Source organism: Rothia sp. ZJ1223 (assembly GCF_016900985.1).
In the GTDB taxonomy this organism is placed as follows: domain Bacteria; phylum Actinomycetota; class Actinomycetes; order Actinomycetales; family Micrococcaceae; genus Rothia.
The window spans coordinates 26,960-47,775 of sequence record NZ_JAFEUT010000006.1 but is presented as its reverse complement, the minus strand read 5'-3'; the positions used below and the strand labels follow the sequence as shown (position 1 = coordinate 47,775).

The 20,816-nt window shown below is 51.2% G+C and carries 22 protein-coding genes and 1 pseudogene; 7 read left to right on the top strand and 16 right to left on the bottom strand.

What is annotated here, in order from left to right:
• The first annotated feature begins 22 nt into the window (after positions 1-22).
• Both cas1e and cas2e read left to right on the top strand, forming a co-directional pair.
• Positions 23-958, top strand: coding sequence for a type I-E CRISPR-associated endonuclease Cas1e (gene cas1e / locus JTP09_RS08945; RefSeq protein WP_204878120.1), 936 nt, complete (start codon positions 23-25; stop codon positions 956-958).
• Positions 955-1,305 carry a type I-E CRISPR-associated endoribonuclease Cas2e gene (gene cas2e, locus JTP09_RS08940; protein ID WP_204878119.1) on the top strand — a complete coding sequence of 117 codons (351 nt, stop codon included), beginning with the start codon at positions 955-957 and terminating at the stop codon, positions 1,303-1,305. The genes cas1e and cas2e overlap by 4 nt, the downstream gene beginning before the upstream one ends.
• A gap of 300 nt (positions 1,306-1,605) precedes the next feature.
• Here the strand turns inward: cas2e and JTP09_RS08935 are convergent, their stop codons facing one another.
• Together JTP09_RS08935 and JTP09_RS08930 are read right to left on the bottom strand one after the other, a co-directional pair.
• A complete protein-coding gene (locus JTP09_RS08935) occupies positions 1,606-2,262 on the bottom strand; it encodes a response regulator transcription factor (RefSeq protein WP_204878118.1) in 657 nt (218 codons plus the stop codon).
• Positions 2,263-2,326: 64 nt separating this feature from the next.
• Entirely contained in the window at positions 2,327-3,877 is a 1,551-nt protein-coding gene (locus JTP09_RS08930; protein ID WP_204878117.1) for a sensor histidine kinase, read from the bottom strand.
• Between the two features lie 151 nt (positions 3,878-4,028).
• On the opposite strand from JTP09_RS08930, the gene treR reads away from it, so the two are divergent.
• Both treR and JTP09_RS08920 read left to right on the top strand, forming a co-directional pair.
• The gene (gene treR, locus JTP09_RS08925) at positions 4,029-4,745 is read left to right on the top strand and encodes a trehalose operon repressor (RefSeq protein ID WP_204878116.1); all 717 of its coding nucleotides are present in this window, start codon (positions 4,029-4,031) and stop codon (positions 4,743-4,745) included.
• A 26-nt stretch (positions 4,746-4,771) separates the two neighbouring features.
• A complete protein-coding gene (locus tag JTP09_RS08920) occupies positions 4,772-6,439 on the top strand; it encodes an alpha,alpha-phosphotrehalase (RefSeq protein WP_204878115.1) in 1,668 nt (555 codons plus the stop codon).
• A 70-nt stretch (positions 6,440-6,509) separates the two neighbouring features.
• Here the strand turns inward: JTP09_RS08920 and JTP09_RS08915 are convergent, their stop codons facing one another.
• The 9 genes from JTP09_RS08915 to JTP09_RS08885 form a co-directional block, all read right to left on the bottom strand.
• Positions 6,510-7,586, bottom strand: coding sequence for an acyl-CoA desaturase (locus tag JTP09_RS08915; RefSeq protein WP_204878114.1), 1,077 nt, complete (start codon positions 7,584-7,586; stop codon positions 6,510-6,512).
• A 50-nt stretch (positions 7,587-7,636) separates the two neighbouring features.
• Positions 7,637-8,692 carry an iron-sulfur cluster-binding domain-containing protein gene (locus JTP09_RS08910; protein WP_204878113.1) on the bottom strand — a complete coding sequence of 352 codons (1,056 nt, stop codon included), beginning with the start codon at positions 8,690-8,692 and terminating at the stop codon, positions 7,637-7,639.
• A 297-nt stretch (positions 8,693-8,989) separates the two neighbouring features.
• Positions 8,990-9,313 (bottom strand): hypothetical protein, encoded by a 324-nt coding sequence (locus JTP09_RS10120; protein ID WP_239479144.1) that lies wholly within the window; start codon positions 9,311-9,313, stop codon positions 8,990-8,992.
• A gap of 20 nt (positions 9,314-9,333) precedes the next feature.
• Positions 9,334-9,894 (bottom strand): ABC transporter ATP-binding protein, encoded by a 561-nt coding sequence (locus tag JTP09_RS10115; protein WP_239479143.1) that lies wholly within the window; start codon positions 9,892-9,894, stop codon positions 9,334-9,336.
• 385 nt (positions 9,895-10,279) lie between these two features.
• The gene (locus JTP09_RS10225) at positions 10,280-10,408 is read right to left on the bottom strand and encodes a hypothetical protein (protein ID WP_255521075.1); all 129 of its coding nucleotides are present in this window, start codon (positions 10,406-10,408) and stop codon (positions 10,280-10,282) included.
• Complete coding sequence (locus tag JTP09_RS08900) at positions 10,405-10,590, bottom strand: hypothetical protein (protein WP_204878112.1); 186 nt, start codon at positions 10,588-10,590, stop codon at positions 10,405-10,407. The genes JTP09_RS10225 and JTP09_RS08900 overlap by 4 nt, the downstream gene beginning before the upstream one ends.
• A complete protein-coding gene (locus JTP09_RS08895; RefSeq protein WP_204878111.1) occupies positions 10,587-10,751 on the bottom strand; it encodes a hypothetical protein in 165 nt (54 codons plus the stop codon). Before JTP09_RS08895 ends, JTP09_RS08900 begins: the two co-directional genes overlap by 4 nt.
• Before the next feature lie 684 nt (positions 10,752-11,435).
• Positions 11,436-12,686, bottom strand: coding sequence for a hypothetical protein (locus tag JTP09_RS08890; RefSeq protein WP_204878110.1), 1,251 nt, complete (start codon positions 12,684-12,686; stop codon positions 11,436-11,438).
• Entirely contained in the window at positions 12,686-13,858 is a 1,173-nt protein-coding gene (locus tag JTP09_RS08885) for a hypothetical protein (RefSeq protein ID WP_204878109.1), read from the bottom strand. Before JTP09_RS08885 ends, JTP09_RS08890 begins: the two co-directional genes overlap by 1 nt.
• Positions 13,859-14,021: 163 nt before the next feature.
• Between JTP09_RS08885 and JTP09_RS08880 the strand changes: the two are divergent.
• The 3 genes and pseudogenes from JTP09_RS08880 to JTP09_RS08870 form a co-directional block, all read left to right on the top strand.
• A pseudogene (locus JTP09_RS08880) lies at positions 14,022-14,420 on the top strand (glycine betaine ABC transporter substrate-binding protein); the annotation flags it as partial.
• A gap of 164 nt (positions 14,421-14,584) precedes the next feature.
• On the top strand, positions 14,585-15,961 hold the full coding sequence (locus tag JTP09_RS08875) for an NAD-dependent succinate-semialdehyde dehydrogenase (RefSeq protein WP_204878107.1): 1,377 nt from the start codon (positions 14,585-14,587) through the stop codon (positions 15,959-15,961).
• Between the two features lie 129 nt (positions 15,962-16,090).
• A complete protein-coding gene (locus JTP09_RS08870; protein ID WP_204878106.1) occupies positions 16,091-16,261 on the top strand; it encodes a hypothetical protein in 171 nt (56 codons plus the stop codon).
• Between the two features lie 115 nt (positions 16,262-16,376).
• Here the strand turns inward: JTP09_RS08870 and JTP09_RS08865 are convergent, their stop codons facing one another.
• The 5 genes from JTP09_RS08865 to JTP09_RS08845 all read right to left on the bottom strand — a co-directional run bounded on the left by JTP09_RS08865 (position 16,377) and on the right by JTP09_RS08845 (position 20,153).
• A complete protein-coding gene (locus tag JTP09_RS08865) occupies positions 16,377-17,138 on the bottom strand; it encodes a GTP pyrophosphokinase family protein (protein WP_204878105.1) in 762 nt (253 codons plus the stop codon).
• 57 nt (positions 17,139-17,195) lie between these two features.
• On the bottom strand, positions 17,196-17,465 hold the full coding sequence (locus JTP09_RS08860; protein ID WP_239479141.1) for a CorA family divalent cation transporter: 270 nt from the start codon (positions 17,463-17,465) through the stop codon (positions 17,196-17,198).
• A complete protein-coding gene (locus tag JTP09_RS08855) occupies positions 17,462-17,779 on the bottom strand; it encodes a hypothetical protein (protein WP_204878104.1) in 318 nt (105 codons plus the stop codon). The genes JTP09_RS08860 and JTP09_RS08855 overlap by 4 nt, the downstream gene beginning before the upstream one ends.
• Positions 17,780-19,040: 1,261 nt before the next feature.
• Complete coding sequence (locus JTP09_RS08850; protein ID WP_204878103.1) at positions 19,041-19,562, bottom strand: hypothetical protein; 522 nt, start codon at positions 19,560-19,562, stop codon at positions 19,041-19,043.
• 438 nt (positions 19,563-20,000) lie between these two features.
• Positions 20,001-20,153 (bottom strand): hypothetical protein, encoded by a 153-nt coding sequence (locus JTP09_RS08845; RefSeq protein ID WP_204878102.1) that lies wholly within the window; start codon positions 20,151-20,153, stop codon positions 20,001-20,003.
• Between the last annotated feature and the right edge of the window lie 663 nt (positions 20,154-20,816).

The following is a 20,816-nucleotide window of genomic DNA, read 5'->3' as shown; positions in this document are numbered from 1 at the left end:
CCTAGTTTCAAAGGCGAGACACATGATTGGTGCTACCCCACCCACCTCACGAGAACTCACCAGAGCATCTGAGCGAATCTCATTCATCTACGTTGAGCACAGCATTATTCACCGCGAAGATAGTGCAATCACAGCAACTGATACCAACGGCACAGTTCACATACCGGCTGCTTCCCTAGGCGCACTACTGTTAGGTCCAGGGACGCGCATCACCCACCACGCCATGATGCTACTAGCTGACTGCGGGGTGACTGCCGTATGGGTCGGTGAACACGGCGTACGCTACTACGCACACGGAACGTCTACCGCTAAAACAGCAAGACTGCTTCAAACGCAAGCAGATAAAGTCAGCAATACCCGCAAACGCCTTGAGGTTGCCCGCACCATGTACAGCATGAGATTTCCCAACGAGGACGTCGCCGACCTTACCATGCAGCAGCTACGCGGGAAAGAAGGTGCGCGCGTCCGTAAAATCTATCGAGAGCATTCCGAGCGAACCGGAGTTGCCTGGAATAGCCGCAAATATGATCCCAATAATTTTGGTAGCTCAGACCCCATCAACAAGGCGCTTTCAGCAGCCCATGCCTGCCTCTACGGTGCGGTACACGCTATAGTGGTTGCCCTCGGGTGCTCCCCCGGTTTGGGTTTTGTACACACTGGTCATTCGCGGGCTTTTATCTACGACATCGCTGATCTCTACAAAGCTGAAATTACAATACCTGCTGCATTCGATGTTGTCGCTGAAAGCACTGAAGACATTGGGCCAAGAACCCGCCGCGCCGTCCGCGAAAAAATCAAAAATAGCAAAATTATGCAGCAGTGCGCTCACGATATCCAACGTTTGCTGGTGCCCGCCGAACTCGATGAGGGCGAGCTATACGCAGATGTCGTTTCGCTGTGGGGCGAGCGCGGTGAAACTGTAGAAAGCGGGCAGAACTACGGAGGAGCCGGCGCGTGATCGTGGTTGTTGTCTCTAACTGCCCACCTGCTTTGCGCGGTGACCTTACCCGCTGGCTACTTGAAATTAGTAGCGGTGTCTACGTTGGTAAGGTAAGCGCCCGTGTGCGCGAACACCTCTGGGAGCGCATCATTGCATCGGTGCAATCAGGACGCGCGCTCATGGTTTTCTCAACCAACACAGAACAGGGTTTTGACTTCAAAGTTCACCGCCACCAATGGGAAACCGTTGATTTTGATGGGGTGACGCTCATGCGCAGACCCACCGCTGAAAGTAAGAAACCGGCCTTCGTAAAGAAGGGCTGGTCTAATGTCAGCAAATACCGCAGGGCTCGTTCTTCCCGATAAAAAGGTGTCGGGGGCGGATGACGCATCCGGCTCGGGTGCTTTTGCGTCCTACTGCCTACCCAGCACGCAGTACCGTTCTAAGACGAAAGTACCTCTTGGGGGAGTAGTTCAGTTTTGGGGTGTGACCACCAGACGTAAGAGATGACCACCAAAAGTCATGGTGACCACGAAAGGTACGGTCAGCATTACTTTTCGTGGTCACCTCTTATTTTTCGTGGTCACCCCTGCTCACTCGCGCTCGTTCAGCCGCTCCCCTGCCGCCAGCCTTGTACGTGACCTGCCCCGCCCCGCTTTCCCCCGCTAGGACGCGTCCAAGAAGGTCAGGACTGCGCGCACACGTCGGTTGCCGGCATCTGGGGCGAGACCGAGCTTATCGAAGATGTTACCGATGTGTTTGGCAACAGTAGCGCTTGAAACGAAGAGTTCAGTTTCGATATCGGTGTTTGATTTTCCCTGTGCCATGAGGGCGAGGATTTCTTTTTCGCGGTTGGTGAGAGCGGCGAGCTTGTCGGTATCGGGGGTCTGCGGGCGCATGAGGTGGGCGATGACGTCCGGGTCTACGACGGTGCCGCCGTCTGCGATGGTGGTGATGGCGCGGGCGAAGTCCTCGATGTTGCTGACGCGGTCTTTAAGCAGGTACCCCAGCCCGTTGGCGCCGGCGGCGAAAAGTTCGCGGGCGTATGCCGAGGCAATGTATTGGGAGAGAACGAGAATGGGGGTATTGGGATTTTCTTCGCGTAGGGTGAGAGCTACTTGCAGACCATCTGAGGTGTTGGTTGGTGGCATGCGGACGTCGGTGATCACCAGATCGACTTCGTGCGTTCCAACCCGTGCATAAGCGTCCTGCAGGTCGGGGGCGGTAGCGGCTTCTGCCACGATGGTGTGGCCCAGGTGGGTGAGCACCATTTTGAGCCCTTCACGTAGCAGGGCGGAGTCTTCGGCGAGGATAATACGCATAGTTTTCATTCTAGTCAGCACCGCCCCTCGCTGTTCAAGGCGAAGACGAAGGGGCAGGGGGTGTTTAGCACCCTGGCAAGGGCAGGGTGAGGGTTACTGTGCTGGATGCTCTGGGCACGCTGGTTACTTCTACAGTGCCGCCGAGGGTTTCGGCGCGCTCACGCAGACCGGCTAGCCCTGTACCGCGGGTGGGGTCAGCACCGCCCCCGCCGTTATCGGTGATATCCAGAATGAACTGGGCAGCTGAATTGGTGGCGGTAATAGTGAGGGCGGACGCGCTGCTGTGCTTGAGCGCGTTAGCCACGGCTTCGTTGGCGGTGTAGTAGGCTACCCGTTCAGCATCTCGAGGTAGGGGAACGTTTACGCGGTAATCAAGGTGGGTGGGGATGATGGTGTGGTGGGCGAGTTCTTCCAGGGCGGCGTGCAGACCGTGGTCTTCAAGCACTGCCGGGTAGATGCCTCGCACGGTGTTACGCAGGGTCTCAAGGGCGTGGGTGAGATCCCCTTTAGCCTGTGCAACTTGGGTGTGCAGGTTGTGCGCGGGGTGGCCCGCCGCCACTAGGTTTTTGGCTTCCATCTCGGCGAGTCCCAAACGCAAGCTAATGTTCACCAGCTCCTGTTGCACCCCGTCATGCAGGTTGCGTTCAATGCGTCGACGTTCGGATTCAAAGGAATCCACGATGGTAGAGCGTGATGCGGTGAGTTTCGCCAGCTTACGCTCGTACTCCTCGGGGCGAGGTGAGAGCACCATCTTTGACAGAGACGCGCTTGCACCACCTATGATGCCATTGAGGTAAGCAAAGACAAAGAGACCAGCAAGAATCAGTGCAATCGGCAGCCACCAGTGCTCAGGAGTCAGCTGCCACTGAGGATTATCGGGGTCAATATTGGGGTCAAACGGAAAACCATACTCTCTATATTCTGCGATTTCCCGGTCAGTCATGCCCTGAAAATAGGCATTATTCGGGTACCAGAGGTTGATGGTATCTCGCTTGATAGCCAGTACCCAGAAGAGCAGCCCTGCTGCCCACAGGCATAGCGCTTCAAATGCCATGACAACAGCAGCTAGTGTGCTAATCACCTGCCCCAGAATCAGCGATCCCAGCTCGCGCCATGTCGCGACTTCGGTGAAGCGCACCTTATACCAGTGGGTAAATTGTGAAAGTGGCACCGGTACGTGACCATTTGGCACCTCGCCGTGACCTGTCATGCGTAAGCGCCATCGTTCAAAGTATCCAAAGCAGACTGCAATCGGCGGTGCTAGCAAGGTTGCGAAGATGAGCGTAAAGGGTGCTAGCAGTAGCAGAACACCGGATGCCAGAAAGATAAGACTGCTAGCAACAAAAGGCATCAAGACACTTACGAGAGTTGAGCTCACAACGGCAAGTAGCACCAAGGTAATGATCGCTAGCCAGGGTCCTACCCCCAGTACGTAGAAGGGGCTTGCCATGCGTCGCCACAGGGTTTTGTGGGGGCGGGTTTCCACGGACGCGACCCCCGGCACGGGGTCTTCACCCGCGTCCGCACCCTGAGGATCGGCAGGGGGCAGCTGGGCGGTGTGTTCCGGTACCAGAGGCCGGGTTGGTTCTTCTGAGAATGTAGGTGACGTGTTCATGCCTTCAATTCTTCTCTTCTTACCGCAAGATTACAGTGGAGCACCATCTACTCTTGACTGGTAGAGCCAGCTATACCGCAGGACGCCCCGATGCCCAACACAGCAGACCAAAACCAGACAAGCTGTCTAGACAGGTGCTAGGGTGGTTATCATGGCCAACAAGTACCAGCACGTAGCGAGCAACCTCACCGACCGCATAGAGTCCGGCGAATTCCAGGTAGGCACCCTCCTGCCCAGCGAAAAACACCTCGCCGCCCACTACCAGGTCTCCCGCGAAACAACACGCAAGGCGCTCGCACTGCTCACCGATGAGGGACGCATCCAAAAAATGGTCGGCAAGGGCTCCATCGTTATCAGCCCCACCCGCTACACCCTGCCGGTCTCTAACCTCGTTAGTTACACCCAGTTTCTCAGAAGCAACGGCCTCACCTCGGAAAACCGCGTGTTTGCCCTCGAAAAAGCGCCGGTGCCCGCCCGCCCTTTTATTGAAATAGATCCCACCCACTCCCCCGGCAGAGAAGCTACCTATGTGGGGCGCGTTCGCGTCATTGACGGGCTACCCTCAATTATCGACCACGATTTCATTCTCACCTCAGTAGTACCCGATATCAGTATTGAAGTCGCCCAGACCTCCCTCTACTCCTACTTTGAGGGGGAACTCGGGCTCACTATCGCCTACTCCCCCAAGCAAATCACCGTGGAGCCAGCCAACGCCCAAGACCGCGAGCTTTTAGGGCTGACCCCCGGCGCTTACATAGCGGTCACCAGCTCCATTACCCACCTAGCTGATACCACAGCCTTTCAGTTCTCACAGTCGCGCCACCGCGCCGATAAATTCAAGTACCAAGATTTTGCCCGCCGCAAGTAAGCACCCCACCCACGAAAGGTTTTCTTTTGAGCTTTGCAGATAAAGTGATCTACCAGATCTACCCCAAGTCTTTTTACGATTCGACAGGGTCAGGTGTGGGCGATTTACGCGGCGTCATCGAAAAAGTATCCTACATTGCCTCACTGGGCGTCGATATGGTCTGGTTCAACCCCTTCTTTGCTTCACCGCAAAAAGACAACGGCTACGACATCTCCAACTATTACGCGATTGAACCCAGCATGGGCACCATGAGCGACCTTGAAGAACTCATCGCAGCTCTCGACGAGCACGGCATCGGTGTCATGTTCGATATGGTCTTCAACCACGTTTCTACCGAGCACGAGTGGTTTCAGCGCGCCCTTGCCGGCGAAAAAGAATACCAAGATTTCTTCTACCTCCAACCCGCACAGGTAAACGGTTCGCTACCCACCAACTGGAAGTCAAAGTTTGGCGGCCCCGCATGGGAGCCTTTCGGCGACACCAACCTCTACTACCTGCACCTCTACGATGTATCGCAAGCTGACCTTAACTGGCACAACCCGCGCGTACGCCAAGAACTTTTTAATGTTGTAAATTTCTGGCGTGACAAAGGTGTGCGCGGGTTCCGATTCGACGTCATCAACGTCATCGGCAAAGACGAAGTTCTGCTGGACGCGCCCGAGGGCACCCTCGATAAGCTCATGTACACCGATACCCCGCGCGTACACACCTGGGTCAAGGAGATGAACCGCGCGTCCTTCGGCAACGAAGCCAACAGCGTGACCGTGGGCGAGCTGTCATCTACCACTATCGAGAACGGGGTGCTTTACTCAGCCCCGGCACGCGATGAGCTGTCGATGATTTTCAGCTTTCACCACCTCAAAGTGGATTACGATGCCGGCAATAAATGGTCGCGCGTGCCCTTTGATTTCGAGGCTCTCAAGGGGCTGTGGCACGGCTGGGCTGAGGGCGTACAGGCGGGTAACGGCTGGAATGCCCTGTTTCTGAATAACCACGATCAGCCGCGAGCACTCAACCGTTTTGGCGATGTTGAAGCCTACCGGGTGGAGTCGGCAACCATGCTGGCGGCAGCTGTTCATCTTTCGCGCGGCACCCCCTACATTTACATGGGTGAAGAGATCGGCATGGTTGACCCTGTCTATTCGTCGATGGATGACTACGTTGATGTTGAGGCGCACAATGCTTTTGCGACTCTGCGCGAATCGGGGCTGTCTGAGGCGCAGGCGTTTGAGGTTGTGGTCTCTAAAGCGCGCGATAATTCTCGCACGCCCATGCAGTGGGACGCGAGTGCCCATGCCGGTTTTACCAGCGGCACTCCGTGGCTGGGAACCGCTGATTATGCGGAAATCAATGTTGAGGCTGAGCAGCGTGAGGGTAAGATTCTGCCCTTCTATAAGAAGCTGATTGCTCTGCGTCATGAGTACCCCGTCATCTCAAGGGGCAGGTATACGCCCTGGGTTGCCGACCACCGTAGCGTTTACGCTTTCACCCGCCAAGACGGTGAAGGCTCAGCCGCAACTGAACTGCTAGTGCTCAATAACTTCTACGGTGAAGCAACTGACGTCAGTGTACCCGAGCGGTTCATTGGCGGGCAGGTGCTGATTTCTAATTACAGTGCGGACGCGCCGACCTCCGGCACCTACCGTCTGCTGCCCTATCAGACCTTGGCAGTGCTGATACAGGGCGGTCAGTAACTAGTAGTTCGCACAGTAAAAGCCCACCGGTGAATCAGCCCACCGGTGTGCTTGAGCCATAAAGCGATATCTAGGGTAGTGCCAAGCGGAAGACCTTGCGCCAGGTCTTGAGAATCTGAACCGGCAGCGGACCCGAGTTGTAGGGCAGGCCGTACTCCTGGCAGATTTTCCGGACGCGCGGTGCCACCTCAGAGAGGCGGTTGGAGGGCATGTCGGGGAATAGGTGGTGCTCAATCTGTAGGGAGAGGTTGCCCGTCATAAAGTGCATGAGCTTTGAGCCGTCGATGTTGGCTGAACCCAGCACCTGACGCACGTACCAGCCACCGCGGGTTTCGTTCTCGATGTCTTCTTCTGAGAAGACCTCTACTCCGTCGGGGAAGTGACCGCAGAAGATCACCGCGTGTGCCCAGAGGTTACGAATAATATTTGCCGCTACGAAACCCTTGATAGCGGCAACTCCCGAGCCGTTGAGCGAAGCCAGCGCCGGGGAAAGCACAAAGTCTTTCGCTGACTGGCGTCCAAACTTTTTCAGGGTGCGCTTCACATCGCGCAGGGTGTCTTCTTTAGACTTCTGACCGGTCATAAAACGGTTGAGCTCGATGTCGTACATGGCGATACCCCATTCGAAACCCGGCGCCAGAATAGCGTTCATGACGGGGTTCAGCAGGTGCTTGGGTTTCCAGGGCTGGGAGTCGTCCATGCGCAGCAGGTTGTATCCCACGTCCTCGTCTCTGCCGACCACGTTCGTCCATACGTGATGCGACTCGTTGTGGGTGCGTTGCCAACCGCTAGAGGGCGTCACGAAGTCCCACTCCCAAGTGGTGGAGTGAATCTCTTTATCGTTCATCCAGTCCCACTGACCGTGCAGAACGTTGTGCCCGATTTCCATGTTTTCGAGAATCTTGCTGACCGACAGCGAACCAACGCCCAACAGCCACAGGGGCTTGTGCTTAGCGAACAGCAAAGAGCCGCGGCCGAGCATCTCCAGGCTGCGCTGCAGTTTCACCACGCGGCGAATATAGCGCGCGTCCTCCTCACCACGCTGGGCAAGAATCTCATCGTGAATAGCATCAAATTTTTCTTCGAGTGCATCAAGCTGTTGCGGAGTCAGCTGAATGGGTGAAGAAGCAGGCAGGGTCTGCGTCATGGGTAGTTCCTTCTTACAATAATGGTTGCGGTTGCGAGAAAAAGTCGTGGTTACAGTTCTAAAATGGCGTGGGGTGAGGGGCGCGAAATGCAGCTTTGAATCATGCCGGGTTCATCAATCATTTCGCCGGTGCGCATATTTTTCACAGCGCCGTCGCTCATCATGACCAAGCAGCTACGGCACACACCCGACCGGCATCCGTGCGGCAGTTCTGTGCCGGCATTCTCGCTGGCTTCGAGAATGCTCTGGTTCTCAGGCACCGTGATTTCAGTGCCATTGTTGATAACCAAGGTGCCGGGGCCGCTGTAATCTGAGGGCAGCAAGCGGGTATCGAAGCGTTCAACGACGATATTGCCGTCTGCTTCTTGCACGGCGGCCTCGATATCACCCACAAATTCATCCGGGCCGCAGGCGTAAATGGTGCGCTCAAGAACATCGGGATACAGGGCAGCCAGCTGTCCTGCTTCGCGCAGGGTCAAGCGTCCCAGTGATTTTGTGAAGTGAAAACGCGGCTTGAAACCGGGAAATTGGTCGGCAAGTTCCAAAATTTCATCGTGAAATATGGTGGATTCTTGGTTTGCCGAAGAATGGATCAGCACCACGTCATGGTCGGGGCGGCGAGGCATGAGCGTGCGCAGCATCGACATAACCGGGGTGATACCCGAACCAGCCGTCAAAAACAAAAGCGCGGTGGGGCTGATTTCTAGCAGAAACTGACCAGCAGGACGCTCAAGGTAAAGAATATCGCCGGGTTTCGTGCCGTATACCAAGGCTTCCGAGACACGTCCGCGTGCTTTGACAGTGACTGACGGTGCCGTGTCTTCGGCGGCACTAATGGAGTAAGGACGCCACAGTCTGCGTCCGTTCACAGAAACTCCAATGCGCGCCCACTGCCCGGCTTTGTGCGATGCCCACCCCTCACCGGCAGTAAAAGTAATGGTCGCAGAGTCAGGTGTTTCATGGTGAACCTCGGTCACCACACCGCGGGTATAATGCGAACTCGACAGAGGGTTAAAAACCTGAATGAACTCACGAGGATCCTGCGGGTGGGTGATCAAACCCAATGCCGCATACGACATACGAGAAAGAATATTTTTTCTCTTCACCGGGCACTCTTTTCTCAAGTGAAACGCAGATCATCTGCGGTGAAGGCAGAGGCACCAGTTACCCGATGCTTCACGCCATTTGCTCGGCATACAAGAACCACTAGAAAGCCACGGTTACCATGTGCCATCTTTGATATTACTCCCAGTGGTCAGACCATAAACATGTTTACAGCAAAACAACACCCCTTAAATTTGTGTAATGGGTATCACTTCAAAAGCACGCCCACCCCCCATTTTTTAGAGATATTCGATATTAATTTCAGAATCCGCATCAAAATAGGTCACCCCGGCAGGCTACTACAGAAGTTGCATACCAGGTTCAAAGCTGCGCTTACCCAGCAGGCGCAGCGCGATGATCTTGCCCCGCAGACCACCACTCAGCTCCTCGGTAGGGCTCATGTAGGCAAAGGGCTCCGCACCCAACTGTTCAATGTGCGAAACAGTTGCCAACAATCCGCGTCCATCGATAGATTCGTCGGCGAGAGTCCATCCCCCAGTGCTCCAGACGAATACCGGCGACAATCCTCTTATCTGCCACCTTGGCAGCAATATCAGCGCCAGTACTGGTGCGTTGGCTGATGGTGCCAAGGACGAGTGTAGCTGCTCACCATCGCGAACCATCGGCATGTTCCCGAAGAGAGTCATAGCAGGTGAGACAATAAATTCAGCAACAAAGGTGTTGCCGAGGTGGTAGTAGAGGTACATAAGCTCATCGCACTATTGAAAAATACCATCTTTGAGTACCCGCCTATGGTCATTACTTCAGTCTGGTCGTGGGTCATATAGACCGTGGTTACGTCCAGTTCCCGCTGCAACTGAGAAACCTGAGCGCACGTTGAAACGTGCAAACGAGCGTCCAGATTAGACAGGGGGTCGTCCATCAAAAAGACTTTGGGTTCATGCACAATTGCCCTGCCCATTGACACACGCTGATGCTGACCGCCGAACATATTGGCAGGGTTCACATCTAACAAAGCCTCTAGCTCTAACGAGGTCTTCTCAACACGGTGGTTGATCTCACCCTTATCCATCTCGGCGCTTTCCAGGGCAAATGCCATATTTTGGTGTGCCGTCGTATTTGGGCAGAGAGCATAAGATTGGAGCACCATGGCGACATCGTGGTCACATGCCCGCAAATCAGCCACGTCCTGCCCGCCGATTCTAATGGTGCCCTCGTTGACCGATTCAAACCCCGCAATCATGCGCAGACAGGTTGATTTACCTGAACCTGAGGGACCATCAGAGCCAGAAACTCACTATTGTGTACGTCAATGTTGACGCGGTTGACAGCTGCCGGAAGTGAAGAATCATAAATGCGAGAGATGTGCTGAAATTGTACGTCTACCGTGATGTTCCGTACCTGTACGAACCTAAAAACCGTACGCTTTTAGAGGTTGGACTTAATGTCGCGGTCGATAGTCTGCTGAATCTCATCTTGCAAGGTTGCGAATGTCTGTTCGACATCCCGGTCCACAACAATCTTGTCGAGGGCACCACCGATTTTCTGGTCGCCACCGTTGACGAAGACGCGGGCACAATCCTGAGACTTGCTGTTCTCAGCCAGCTGCTCAATAGCGGTACGAGCATTCAGGTTTTCGTCCAGGTGTTTCTTCCTTCGGGCTGTTCAGCGACGTCCTTGCAAATCGGCATGTAACCGGTTGCCTGGGTAAAGGTGATGATGTTCTCGATGTTGGTCAAGAAGTCAATGAACTTCACCGAGGTTGTGAGATACCCACAGGAACAGCCAAAACAGCGATACCGGTGGTGTTACCGGGGCCGGGCAGGTAGATGGTAACGAAATCGCCGGAGGCTGAGTTCTTGAGACCGCCCAGTGAACCGGTTGCATCCAGCAGACCGCAAGAGCCACCTAAGCCGAACTCGTTACCGGAATCTTTCATGACCTCGATGTGACCCCGGCTGACCTAACCCTCAAGAACTTACCTACTTCGATGTTCTTGGGGTCGGTGAACTTGAGATCCCATTCATCAGAGTAGCCGCCGCCAAATGCCAGAAAGTACCAGTCCAGGTAGTTTGACCCGTCATCAACAACCAGAGGCACCTTGCCGGTTGCATCCAGCAGCTTGGATGCCCAGTTGTCGGCGAAATCTTGTCAAGTTTCGGAACCCTTATCGGTGTGTGGGGGGTAGGGTTAATGAGGTGGTCTAACTTTTGGGGAGCGCTACAGCACTAAAGCCAGTACATATCATTGAGTGCCTGGTTCAGTGTGAGCTTGCGTGGTTTTTCGTTGGGTTTATACCAGGTGAGGTGGGCTTGTAGGGCTTTGAGTAGCATGGTGATTTGCTGGTTGGGCAACGGTCTTTTCCGGTATGGGTTGAGGTTATTTCTGGCGATTTGACTCTCTATTTTTTGCCGTTGGTAGGGTTGTTGTCTAGTTAGTAGGTTCTATCCCTTATGAATAAGCCTCCTTCATCAAAATTTTACCGGCGGAGCAGGCAAACAGTGGGTACGGGGCAGGTGGCATCTAGAGACATCTTATTGAGCATGCCAGAAATCTCAACCAAAGCCACAAATAAGACTGCGTGCAGTTTGTCCACTCACTGAGATGACTACCCTTTGAGTCTACCTAAAAACCCACGATTCATCTAGGGAGATAAATCGTAGGAGGGTATTAGATTACGCATAAGAAAAATGAGCGTAAAGTATGCACACGCCTCTCTACACTAATTATTTTCTCAATAACCTCAAGAACACTCCAAATTTTATAATAAATTTCTAAAATAAGTTAACTTGTAAATTTTAATATATCAAGAATATCAAATTTTGGGAACTTTAAGGGGGGTTCGTGGTCATTTTTATTATAGAGCCTTAAAATTTCCTGCCAGATACTTAATTGCTTTTCGAAAACATCAATCGATTCTAGAACTGAATTAGCGCATTGCAATCCTAGATCCCAGATATCCTCGACTCCACCAGACATATATCCAGTATAATCCTTAGAAAAACCAATTGAATTTATTTTAATTCTGTAGGATTCTGAAACTTTCGGATACTGCACAACCGCAATCTTCTCCTCTTGTGAAAAGTCCTCTGAATCTTGGATTTTCTCGTAACAGTATTGAGTCGCACGCTGAAGAACTCCCGACAGAAGTTTCACCAAATCACCAATCTGCACCAAGGAGCTAGAGAATGTAAAGTTAAGGAATGACGATTGGCTCCGCAGAAGAATATCATCAGAAGTAACAACGAATAAAGGATTACCGCTCCTTCTACTTAAATCTTTCTCAATTTCCGATGCTAAACGATGGAAGGCTTCGTCTATAAACCTCAAAATTGGTTCTGCATCTCTAAATAAAACCGATTTCTGCGGGGGGCTATCCCAGACATCTCTTTGAATCATTCTTGGAGAAAATCGATAATACCAATCATTATTTTTTAACTCTTGAATTGGCGTGACAAAAAAAGGTGATATACACTCTAGGAGACTATAGATAATCTCTGAAAGCCTCCTAAAAATAAATATCCCCATAGCCGTAGATATATAGTGTCCATTAATAAGTGATATAAGGTCACCGCATTCTAGTGAGTGCTTATCAGCCAGTAAAGATCTAATAAACTGAGCGGCAGGAACAACATCTCCGGAACCGTAAGAGGCAGAAAAATCTATATATATACGATCTAAGAGATAATCATTGACAGCAGCATCTAAAAGATACTCATACGTACTTTTACTAATACCTGTTCCACCATTACTTAAATTCACTATTTTGGTAGCACAAATAATTTTCGCGAGGTACTTCTCAACCTTATTCACATTACCTATAACATGCCCGTCCAATAAGATTTTTTGTTGGCTCTCAAGTACCTCGTAGGAATCAAGAGGACCCAGCAGGCTGGTAAATCCGTATGCTTGTCGACCTTCCGCAAGACACGACAATATTCTTTCTCGCTCGTACTCAATAAGATCGCAAGCATCATTCCAACTTTGTGGTATAGCTGTTTTATCAGCGTAAACTAAAATGTCTTTTAGAATCATTATTCAGCATCCTTGTTTTTCTTTAAAGCAAAAACTGCTATAAAAGAAGTGAGAACAGCAAAGAAAATCATCCATAAATCTATGCTGACACTTCTAATAAACTTAGATGCCCCCAGCTCACCAATACCCTCACCGGCTTCTGTCTTAACGTCACCAACAAAAGATATATCAACAACACCGATAAAAAATTGGAATATAGTCAACAAGCTAAGCGCGAGAAGTAGCTTGTTAACCCAGATTCTATTTCTTGACTTAAAATTTTCATGATGAAAGGAGTTTATCCCCTCAATAGATTGGATTCTTGATTCCAAACGCGTATGTAACCCACCCAACCCCCACGCATCATAACAAGCAATGGCAGTTTTTTTCCGCACTCCTTGCAGATCTAAATTGATTTCGTCTACAGATAAGTCAAGCAAAGCTTTATTTTCCTTAATTGACATTATTTGATTATGGTATTTTGAGTAATCCTTTTCCTTTTCAAATTTATAATCAATAATCTCATGGGATATTCTCTGAGATTCCAAAATCAATTCATCGCTCTTACCCCAAATACCCTGAGCATCAACGATCCCTCGAATAAGCTCCGTGGGATCAACTTCTTTTTTAAAATCTGCTATGCTGAATACCTTATTGTTGCCCCATGAAATCAAGCATTCTACATCGGCTGCAGGGCCACCTGATATGAGCGTGGGAGACCATTCAATAGAGACACCGTTATCAGAAATCCAACCATTTGGAACTAGCTTTGCGTCTTCTTTATTGTAATAAATAATAGTTCTATTTACCCAATTGAAATTTAGCCCATCTAATCTATCGCCCACAAAATTTGCAAGCCTGTTGCACTCCTCCTCGAGTTCAAGAGAACTCATTCTATCGAAATCTTCTAAATTTTCAATCTCAGCAAGTACTACAAGGAAATATTGATCTTGAGTACTGTATAAATCGCAGGAGAATACTTGATAATTTAAGAAGATCCAATCATGATCATCTTGGATTTCAAAGCTTCCTTCACGCATATAAAGAGATTTCTTTTTCTGAGCAAGTTCTCGAGTTTGGTAAGATTCCTGACTTTCGTATCCTCTCGGCTTCCATATATTCTCGTTTTGCAGCTCCTGCGAATCATGATTCTCTGTGTAATTTTTTACTGGAGCAATTAAAAGAAGGTCCACTTTATTTCCTTATAAGTGTAATTTTTAAGGGATCTGAAATCTATTACTTTGGGCTTATCAAATCCCTCTTCAAGCATAGCTCTTTGTAACCAAGGATACTTCATCCTTCCTCTCCTTTTCTCCATGAGGTTAGGGTTAGTTCGTAGACTCCCTCGGCGCACCACCCGAATTCGCTGAACGTGCCGTGGGCGTGCCCGGTATCGAAGAAAAATACGGCTGCGCCTTCAAGGACTTCTCACCCATCAACGACGGCGGCGGCCCCCTCACAGTGGACGCGCTACTCAAGGGTGATGTTCAGGTAGCTAACATCTACACCACCTCCCCCGCCATTGCAGCTAACGATCTAGTGTCTCTCGAAGACCCCGAAAACAACTTCGTAGCCCAGCAAGTACTACCCTTAGTTAATGATGAACTCGTTTCAGACAAGGCAACCGAAGTGCTCAACCAGGTCTCAGCAAAACTCACCACCGAAGACCTCATTGAACTCAACACCCGCGTTTCAGGCGATGAGAAAGCAGACCCCGCAGCGGTTGCCGGTGACTGGGTAGAAGAGAACCTCTAAGTCCACCTCGTGACTGCTCTCTTAACGCCCAAGCCTTGTGGCTTTTCCACAGCGCTCGGGCGTCGAGCCAACGGTCAGCGTAGAGACGCGCGCTCCCGCCCCACCTGTTCAGCCCACCGCTGACACTCTAGGCACTGGGGGTAAAAAGTGATTTGCTTAATACCATGAGTACTTACGCATTAACTAATGCAAACACGGGTGAAGTTGAGCAGACTTTCGATTCGCTCACCCCCGATCAGATTCCCGGCATCATTGAGCACGCCCACAAAGCTCATCTTGAATGGAAGACCACCCCCTACGCCAAACGCGCCGAGGTGCTGAACAAGTACGCGTCTTTGCTTGATGAAAAGCAGGACGAGCTTGCAGATATTATCGGACGCGAGATGGGCAAGCCCCTACCACAGGGCAAAGCCGAGTTGGCGAAGGTTGCCCGCACTGCCCGCTGGTATGCGGCTCATTCTGAACAGTTCCTCGTGCCCACCGAGTTGCCCGCAACCGGCGCTGAACGCACCTATGTTCGCCATGATCCGCTCGGGGTGCTGTTTGGTGTAATGCCGTGGAACTTCCCCTACAACCAGCTGGCACGTTTCACCATGCCGAATTTGATGGTGGGTAACAGCATCCTCATGAAGCAGGCATCAATCTGCCCGGTGTCATCGCAGAAGTTCCAGGAGCTACTTGAAGAGGCTGGTCTGCCTAGCGGTGTTTACACCAACATTTACTTGAATACCGAAGATGCTGAGCAGGTGCTCAAAGACTTCCGCGTTAAGGGTTTCTCTGTGACCGGTTCAGAGGGTGCAGGCGCAGCTATTGCCGGTATTGCAGGCAAGAACCTCAAGCGCGGCGTCCTTGAGCTCGGCGGTAACGACCCCTTTGTGGTGCTTGATACCGACGATGTGAAGGCACTGGCACAGCAGGCAGTTACCTACCGCACCACTAACGCAGGTCAGGTCTGCACTTCTCCTAAGCGTTTCATCGTGGTTGAAGAGCTGTACGATGAATTTGTAGCGGCGGCGAAAGAAGCGATTGAAGCGGTGAAGGTCGGCGACTACAACGACCCCGAGATTAATATGGGTCCTCTGTCTTCAGAATCAGCTCGTGACGATATTCTTGAGGCACTTGAGCAGGCAAAGAAGGACGGCGCGACTCTGGTCACCGGCGGCGAGAAGCTGGAGCGCCTAGGGTGGTTCATGCGTCCTGCTCTGCTGACCGACGTCGATATCGACTCAGACACCGGCCGCCACGAAATCTTCGGTCCGGTTATGATAATTTTCAAGGCGAAGGACGAAGAGGACGCGTTGCGCCTGGCGAATCATACCGAGTACGGTCTGATGGCGTCAGTATGGACCACCGACCTCGATAAGGGTCGCCACTTCGCTGAGCGCATCAATGCCGGTATGACCTTCGTAAATAAGCACATGGAGTCAGAACCGAACTTCCCCTTTGGCGGCATCAACAAGTCCGGCTTCGGACGCGAAAACGCCCAGTGGGGTCTGCGCGAATTCACCAATGAACACCTGGTGAGAGTGCACCAGCAGTAGGCTCTTCTGACTGATGCCCACTGCACCGTGATGAAAAGGGCCGTAAGGACGCGCGCCCTTACGGCGCTTTCATTCTTTCAAAAACGGGCAGTACAGCTAGCTGGTGTGCCGCCTCGATAGATTTTCCCCATGTTCTCTTTTGCTACCGGCGCACTGGAGTGGACGCTTGCACGTCGCACTTTTACCGTCGAGGATGACAGGGTTGAGATCACCGCTGACCCGCACACTGACCTGTGGGTAGCGCACCTATTCTTATTTCCGCGTTGGCACCGCCCCAGTGATACAGATGAAAACCCGTGAAAATTACTTTTCGTTCATCGTCAAAGCAGACTTCACGAACAGTGTGTCACCAACAACTGTTACTCAGGCTGGGCGACCACCGTCATCCCCGCCGACGCCTAAAATCCTCTGTAAGTCAGCGGTCGAGTCGGGCAGACGCCATCTCCCACAGTTGCTGCAGCAGGGCGGAGTTGGCGATTTCGTCGTTGCTGACAATGCGCGGCCCGTTATCTGTGCCGTGGACGGTGGTGTGCAACCGTTCCATGCGCTCATCAAGTTGCGCCGCAATGTGGGCGGTTTCGGTCAGTTCGTCCACGAGGTAGTCGGGTACATCGCCCTCGTACTTGTAGAAAATCTTGTGCTCAAGCGCCGCCCAAAAGTCCATGGCAATCGTGCGAATCTGCACCTCAACGGTCACATCTTTAGGGCCAGTAGAGAGAAAAATCGGCACCGAAATAATAGCGTGCAGCGACTTATAACCATTCGGTTTGGGGTTCTTGATGTAGTCCTTCACCTGCACCACCGTCACGTCCGACTGGGCGGTGAGCGCATCAAGCACCCGGTAGGTATCCGCAATGAAACTGCAGGTAATACGCACGCCAGCGATATCAAAAATATGCGCCGCAACTTCTTTAGGGTCGAGCGAAATGCCCTTACGAACTAGTTTATTGGCGATGCTTTCAGGGGTCTTAATGCGCGATCCCACATTTTCAATGGGGTTATAGCGGTTGCGGTGCATGAACTCCTGACGCAGAATCTCGATCTTTGTCATCACTTCATTCACGCCGAACTGATACTCCATCATGAGCTGACCAAAATCAGCACCCACCGCGCGCATAGCAGTCAGTGCCGGTACCAGCGCCTGATGAAATTCGAGGGAAGATTCGTGCGTTGACATGTTATTCCTAGAGTTCTGACGAAAATCGTTCCTTACCATTTTTTCATAGGCTGTGAGTCAGCTCGCTGATTGCCACCTGCTAAGGTGCTGGGAACGCACCGCGCACATCACCTTCAGAGAACTGCGGAGCCCCCGCATCCTTACAGCCACTTTTCCTGTTTGAAAACAAGCCACAGAATAAAGGAAACAGCCACCATCAGCCCCCAGGGGTGCAGGGTATCTCCCTGCCCAGTGCAGCTCAGGCATGGTATCGAAGTTCATACCGTAAATTGAGCCGATTACGGTGGGTGCTATAGGAATTGCTGCCCATGCCGAGATGCGTTTCATGTCGTCATTTTGACGTTCCGCCACATGAGAGTTTCACAGTCGATGATTTCACCGGTGTAAATAGGAGCCTCATTCTCACCCGTCCCACTAAAGACAGCGGACTTACCCTGCATTACGACAGCCAGAACCTTCTGGGCGATGAGATCATGCAGGTAACGCTGCACCGTTTTCGTGCAAACACCCACGTGAGAAGCAATTTCAGCCTGCGTATACTGGGCCGTATACTCACCCAGACGGTAACGGAAACTAATGTAATCAATGATTTTTTGAGCTGTGCGCGCCTTGGCACGAGAGAGCGTCGATAAATACCGCACAGCCGCATGCTTACGCCAGGGCAAGGCATTCTGGGGCGACTTGGTTCCTGGTGGGCGTGATGCTATAAGCTGAAAAATTGTGGCGTTAGCCCGTGCCCTTGCGCTACCCCTGTGTGGTGCTGGTAAGCTATACACAGAGACTCCTTCTGTGTGTGATGCGCATAAGTTGTTTCCTCACTGGATGTTATTCGATCTTGCCGGAACGTGACATCCCAATATTTTTAGTGAAAGCCCCTCCTTGCAAGGAGGGGCTTTCGTTATTTAAAAATCTTGTTGACTCCTACTGTACTGGACAAACCAGGCTCTTCGCAGGCTATAAGACACCACTGAGACAAGTTTAGAATTTTTAAAAACCACTCTGAAACCATCAGTTTCCTTACAACCCCAGGGAAGAACCGGTCTCACGCGACGCCCCGTCCATCTGATGCAGCCGATGATGCCAGGCATAATTATCCAGCCGCGGTCTCTGCTGTGAAGCGGGTAGGGGCGTGGTGGGCTTTATCGGTCAGTGGTAGGTCTTCAATGAGCCAGAAGGCTTGTACGCCCTTTGAGGTGAAAACCACTGCGTGAGGATAGATTTCACAGGGTAAGTCAAAGACGTAGTTCGCGGCGAAAAGGTTATCGATGTCTATCACCAAAACACGGCAAAAAGCAGGGCTGGGCTGGTAAAACTCGAACCGGTGCAAGTCCCTTTCAGGGTTTTAGCAAGCGGGTCGCTCTTGGTTTCTGAGCAGAGGAAAACCCGCTGTCGATCTGTAGAGATGTGCGTAATGCGCGCACATCACGAAATATCTGACTTGGTTAATTTATCCACTTTCGTTATAGGGAAGTTTGTAGCACTGTAAAACCATGACCGAAACCCTCGACTGGGAAACCACTAGTACCGTCCAACAAAGAGCACGACGTGCCCGCAAAGAAAGAGCCGAAGAACAAAAGCACTCCCCCCCCCAAGCAGCATAAGAACATTACTTCAGCGCAGCCCCGCACATACGGTGCGGGGTTTTTCGTACCCGCCCCCTTACTGACCATACGCGGAGTATAAGCCATCAAATCAACGGCTGTCGTAGGGTGCCGCTTGCGATGCCATAGGCGCCCTTGACCGGGTGCGCTCGGTAGCTACACTGCGTCGTGCAGCGCCAAGAGAAAGAAAAATTTCCCTCTTACACAGTGCAGCATCTCGAAAAACCGGTCTAAAATCAAAAAATACCCCCTAAATAGAGGGTATTTTTTGAGGGGTAATCAAGAAAATTTTTTGATAATTCTAAGAATCTCTTTTTGATTGTATTGATTCTCTTATCTCTGAGAATCCTTCCTTGATAATTTGATTACCCTCATTTAGCTTCTGCTCATATTCTTCATCCGAATAGTTAGTCTTCCAAGGGGTGCCTAATGCCAAAGCTGGCACTGTTCCACCAACTATTCCTGCCACAGCCCCCAGCCAAATCGCGTTGTAGGTTTGAAGTAGCAATATAGTTACTAGGGGAGTTACAAGCACCCAGGGAAAAGCCTCGTAAACTGTAGGAAAAAATCCTGACGGAACATATGTATCATGTTTGATGCGATAAGCTCTATCGATTAGTGCCACCATTGTACTAGCTACCATTGTAGATACCAGTGAAATAGCTACTATATCTTGAATAAGAACTTCCTCATTCGAAAACGTTCGAAGAACTAGGAGAGAAACAAATATAAGTGGGGCTTGTATTATTAAAGCAATAATTATTGAACCGACTAAGTTTTCTCCCAGAGAATGTTGCTGTTTACTCATTTCATATTCACTCATTTAGCCTTTTATATACTTCTACCCGAGCAATCCTCTACACGCTTTATAAGCCCCACCCATACCAAGCAACTCTTCCAGGATCTTGACTCCATCTTCACCGATTTCATGAATATGGGCACCGCGTCTAATTTCAGATACAGCCATACGAATACTGCCCCACTCTCTAATGGCCGTCCGAATTACGTGAACAACCTTGCGCAGAGGAAAAGCAATTGAAAGAAAACCCAGCAAAACAGCAACCGCACATTCCCAGATACCCTAGGGATTCGTAGATTGAGCAGAGATGACTGAACTGAGTTCAAGGTTCAGATTTCGACCCGAGTTAATTTTTCTCAGCTCTTTTTTAACCAATATTTGGAAATTAGGCGTAGTAGATGGGTCAGCTTCCAGCAACCATTTAGGGAGTTGTGACAAATCATCAGCGAGCTCTGCAAACTGTCACTCAAGATCCCAATCAACACCCTGAGCTTCTGCATTCCTATGGAATGAACGGGTATCCAGCGCAGTTGCAGGAGCGCTAGTGAATACAGTCAGCAGACCAGTTACACCGGAAATGGCTAGAAAGTTTCTACGGTTGACCAAAGAAGGCATATGTGAGACTCCTTACTAACAAGTTAACTTACAGCCTAAAGAGGATGTGCAGAATAGTCAAGAGTCATCGCACCTCAAACCACCACAACAGCACCGCCGTTTACACAGGCTTTCACGAGACGGCGCCGTGTTTTAGATAGCCCCTTATTATGAATAACTCATAGTAGAACTTCCTAAGTCATTCAATGCATGAGGTGTGACAGAAAAACGGCAACCAAACCCCAAGAGCTTGCGAACAAAAAACGTGAAACGCGCTGCCGATTTCTAGTCCGAAAAACTTTTCGCGGTTACGCATACAAGACCAGTGCGCCTGTGCAAAAAACCGGCGTGAACCTGTGAGGAACGAACAAGGGAGGGGCACGGCTGGGTTTTTGCACGGGTGAATGCGTCGCCTGTAGCGCAACCGAACAAGAGCTACTAGGGGTTAGGGGTTTGCTCTTGTGCTTTGAGAACCTTATGCGCAGTAGGACGCGGGCACTTTCCCACCAGCACCCCTTTCCATGCGAGTTCTTCAAGGTCTACCCCGTAATTCTTGGAAGGTCATTTCTAAATCATCAAAGAAAGCACCCATCAGCGGGTCGGCTCCTTGGTTTACTCGTTCGCGCCATGGTGAGAGCATCAGCGCCAGTTGTTCCACAACCGGGGGATTTTTTAACAGATTAG

Excerpts from the sequence above, each read along its gene's own strand:
- treR (WP_204878116.1), top strand. The coding sequence starts at position 4,029 with ATGGCCAACAAGTACCAGCACGTAGCGAGCAACCTCACCGACCGCATA.
- JTP09_RS08930 (WP_204878117.1), bottom strand. The coding sequence starts at position 3,877 with ATGAACACGTCACCTACATTCTCAGAAGAACCAACCCGGCCTCTGGTA.
- JTP09_RS08900 (WP_204878112.1), bottom strand. The coding sequence starts at position 10,590 with ATGAAAGATTCCGGTAACGAGTTCGGCTTAGGTGGCTCTTGCGGTCTG.
- JTP09_RS10115 (WP_239479143.1), bottom strand. The coding sequence starts at position 9,894 with ATGATTGCGGGGTTTGAATCGGTCAACGAGGGCACCATTAGAATCGGC.
- JTP09_RS08860 (WP_239479141.1), bottom strand. The coding sequence starts at position 17,465 with ATGAAACGCATCTCGGCATGGGCAGCAATTCCTATAGCACCCACCGTA.
- JTP09_RS08935 (WP_204878118.1), bottom strand. The coding sequence starts at position 2,262 with ATGCGTATTATCCTCGCCGAAGACTCCGCCCTGCTACGTGAAGGGCTC.
- cas1e (WP_204878120.1), top strand. The coding sequence starts at position 23 with ATGATTGGTGCTACCCCACCCACCTCACGAGAACTCACCAGAGCATCT.
- JTP09_RS10120 (WP_239479144.1), bottom strand. The coding sequence starts at position 9,313 with ATGGTTCGCGATGGTGAGCAGCTACACTCGTCCTTGGCACCATCAGCC.
- JTP09_RS08865 (WP_204878105.1), bottom strand. The coding sequence starts at position 17,138 with ATGTCAACGCACGAATCTTCCCTCGAATTTCATCAGGCGCTGGTACCG.
- JTP09_RS08875 (WP_204878107.1), top strand. The coding sequence starts at position 14,585 with ATGAGTACTTACGCATTAACTAATGCAAACACGGGTGAAGTTGAGCAG.
- JTP09_RS08850 (WP_204878103.1), bottom strand. The coding sequence starts at position 19,562 with ATGAGTGAATATGAAATGAGTAAACAGCAACATTCTCTGGGAGAAAAC.
- JTP09_RS08845 (WP_204878102.1), bottom strand. The coding sequence starts at position 20,153 with ATGCCTTCTTTGGTCAACCGTAGAAACTTTCTAGCCATTTCCGGTGTA.
- JTP09_RS08870 (WP_204878106.1), top strand. The coding sequence starts at position 16,091 with ATGTTCTCTTTTGCTACCGGCGCACTGGAGTGGACGCTTGCACGTCGC.
- JTP09_RS08890 (WP_204878110.1), bottom strand. The coding sequence starts at position 12,686 with ATGATTCTAAAAGACATTTTAGTTTACGCTGATAAAACAGCTATACCA.
- JTP09_RS08915 (WP_204878114.1), bottom strand. The coding sequence starts at position 7,586 with ATGACGCAGACCCTGCCTGCTTCTTCACCCATTCAGCTGACTCCGCAA.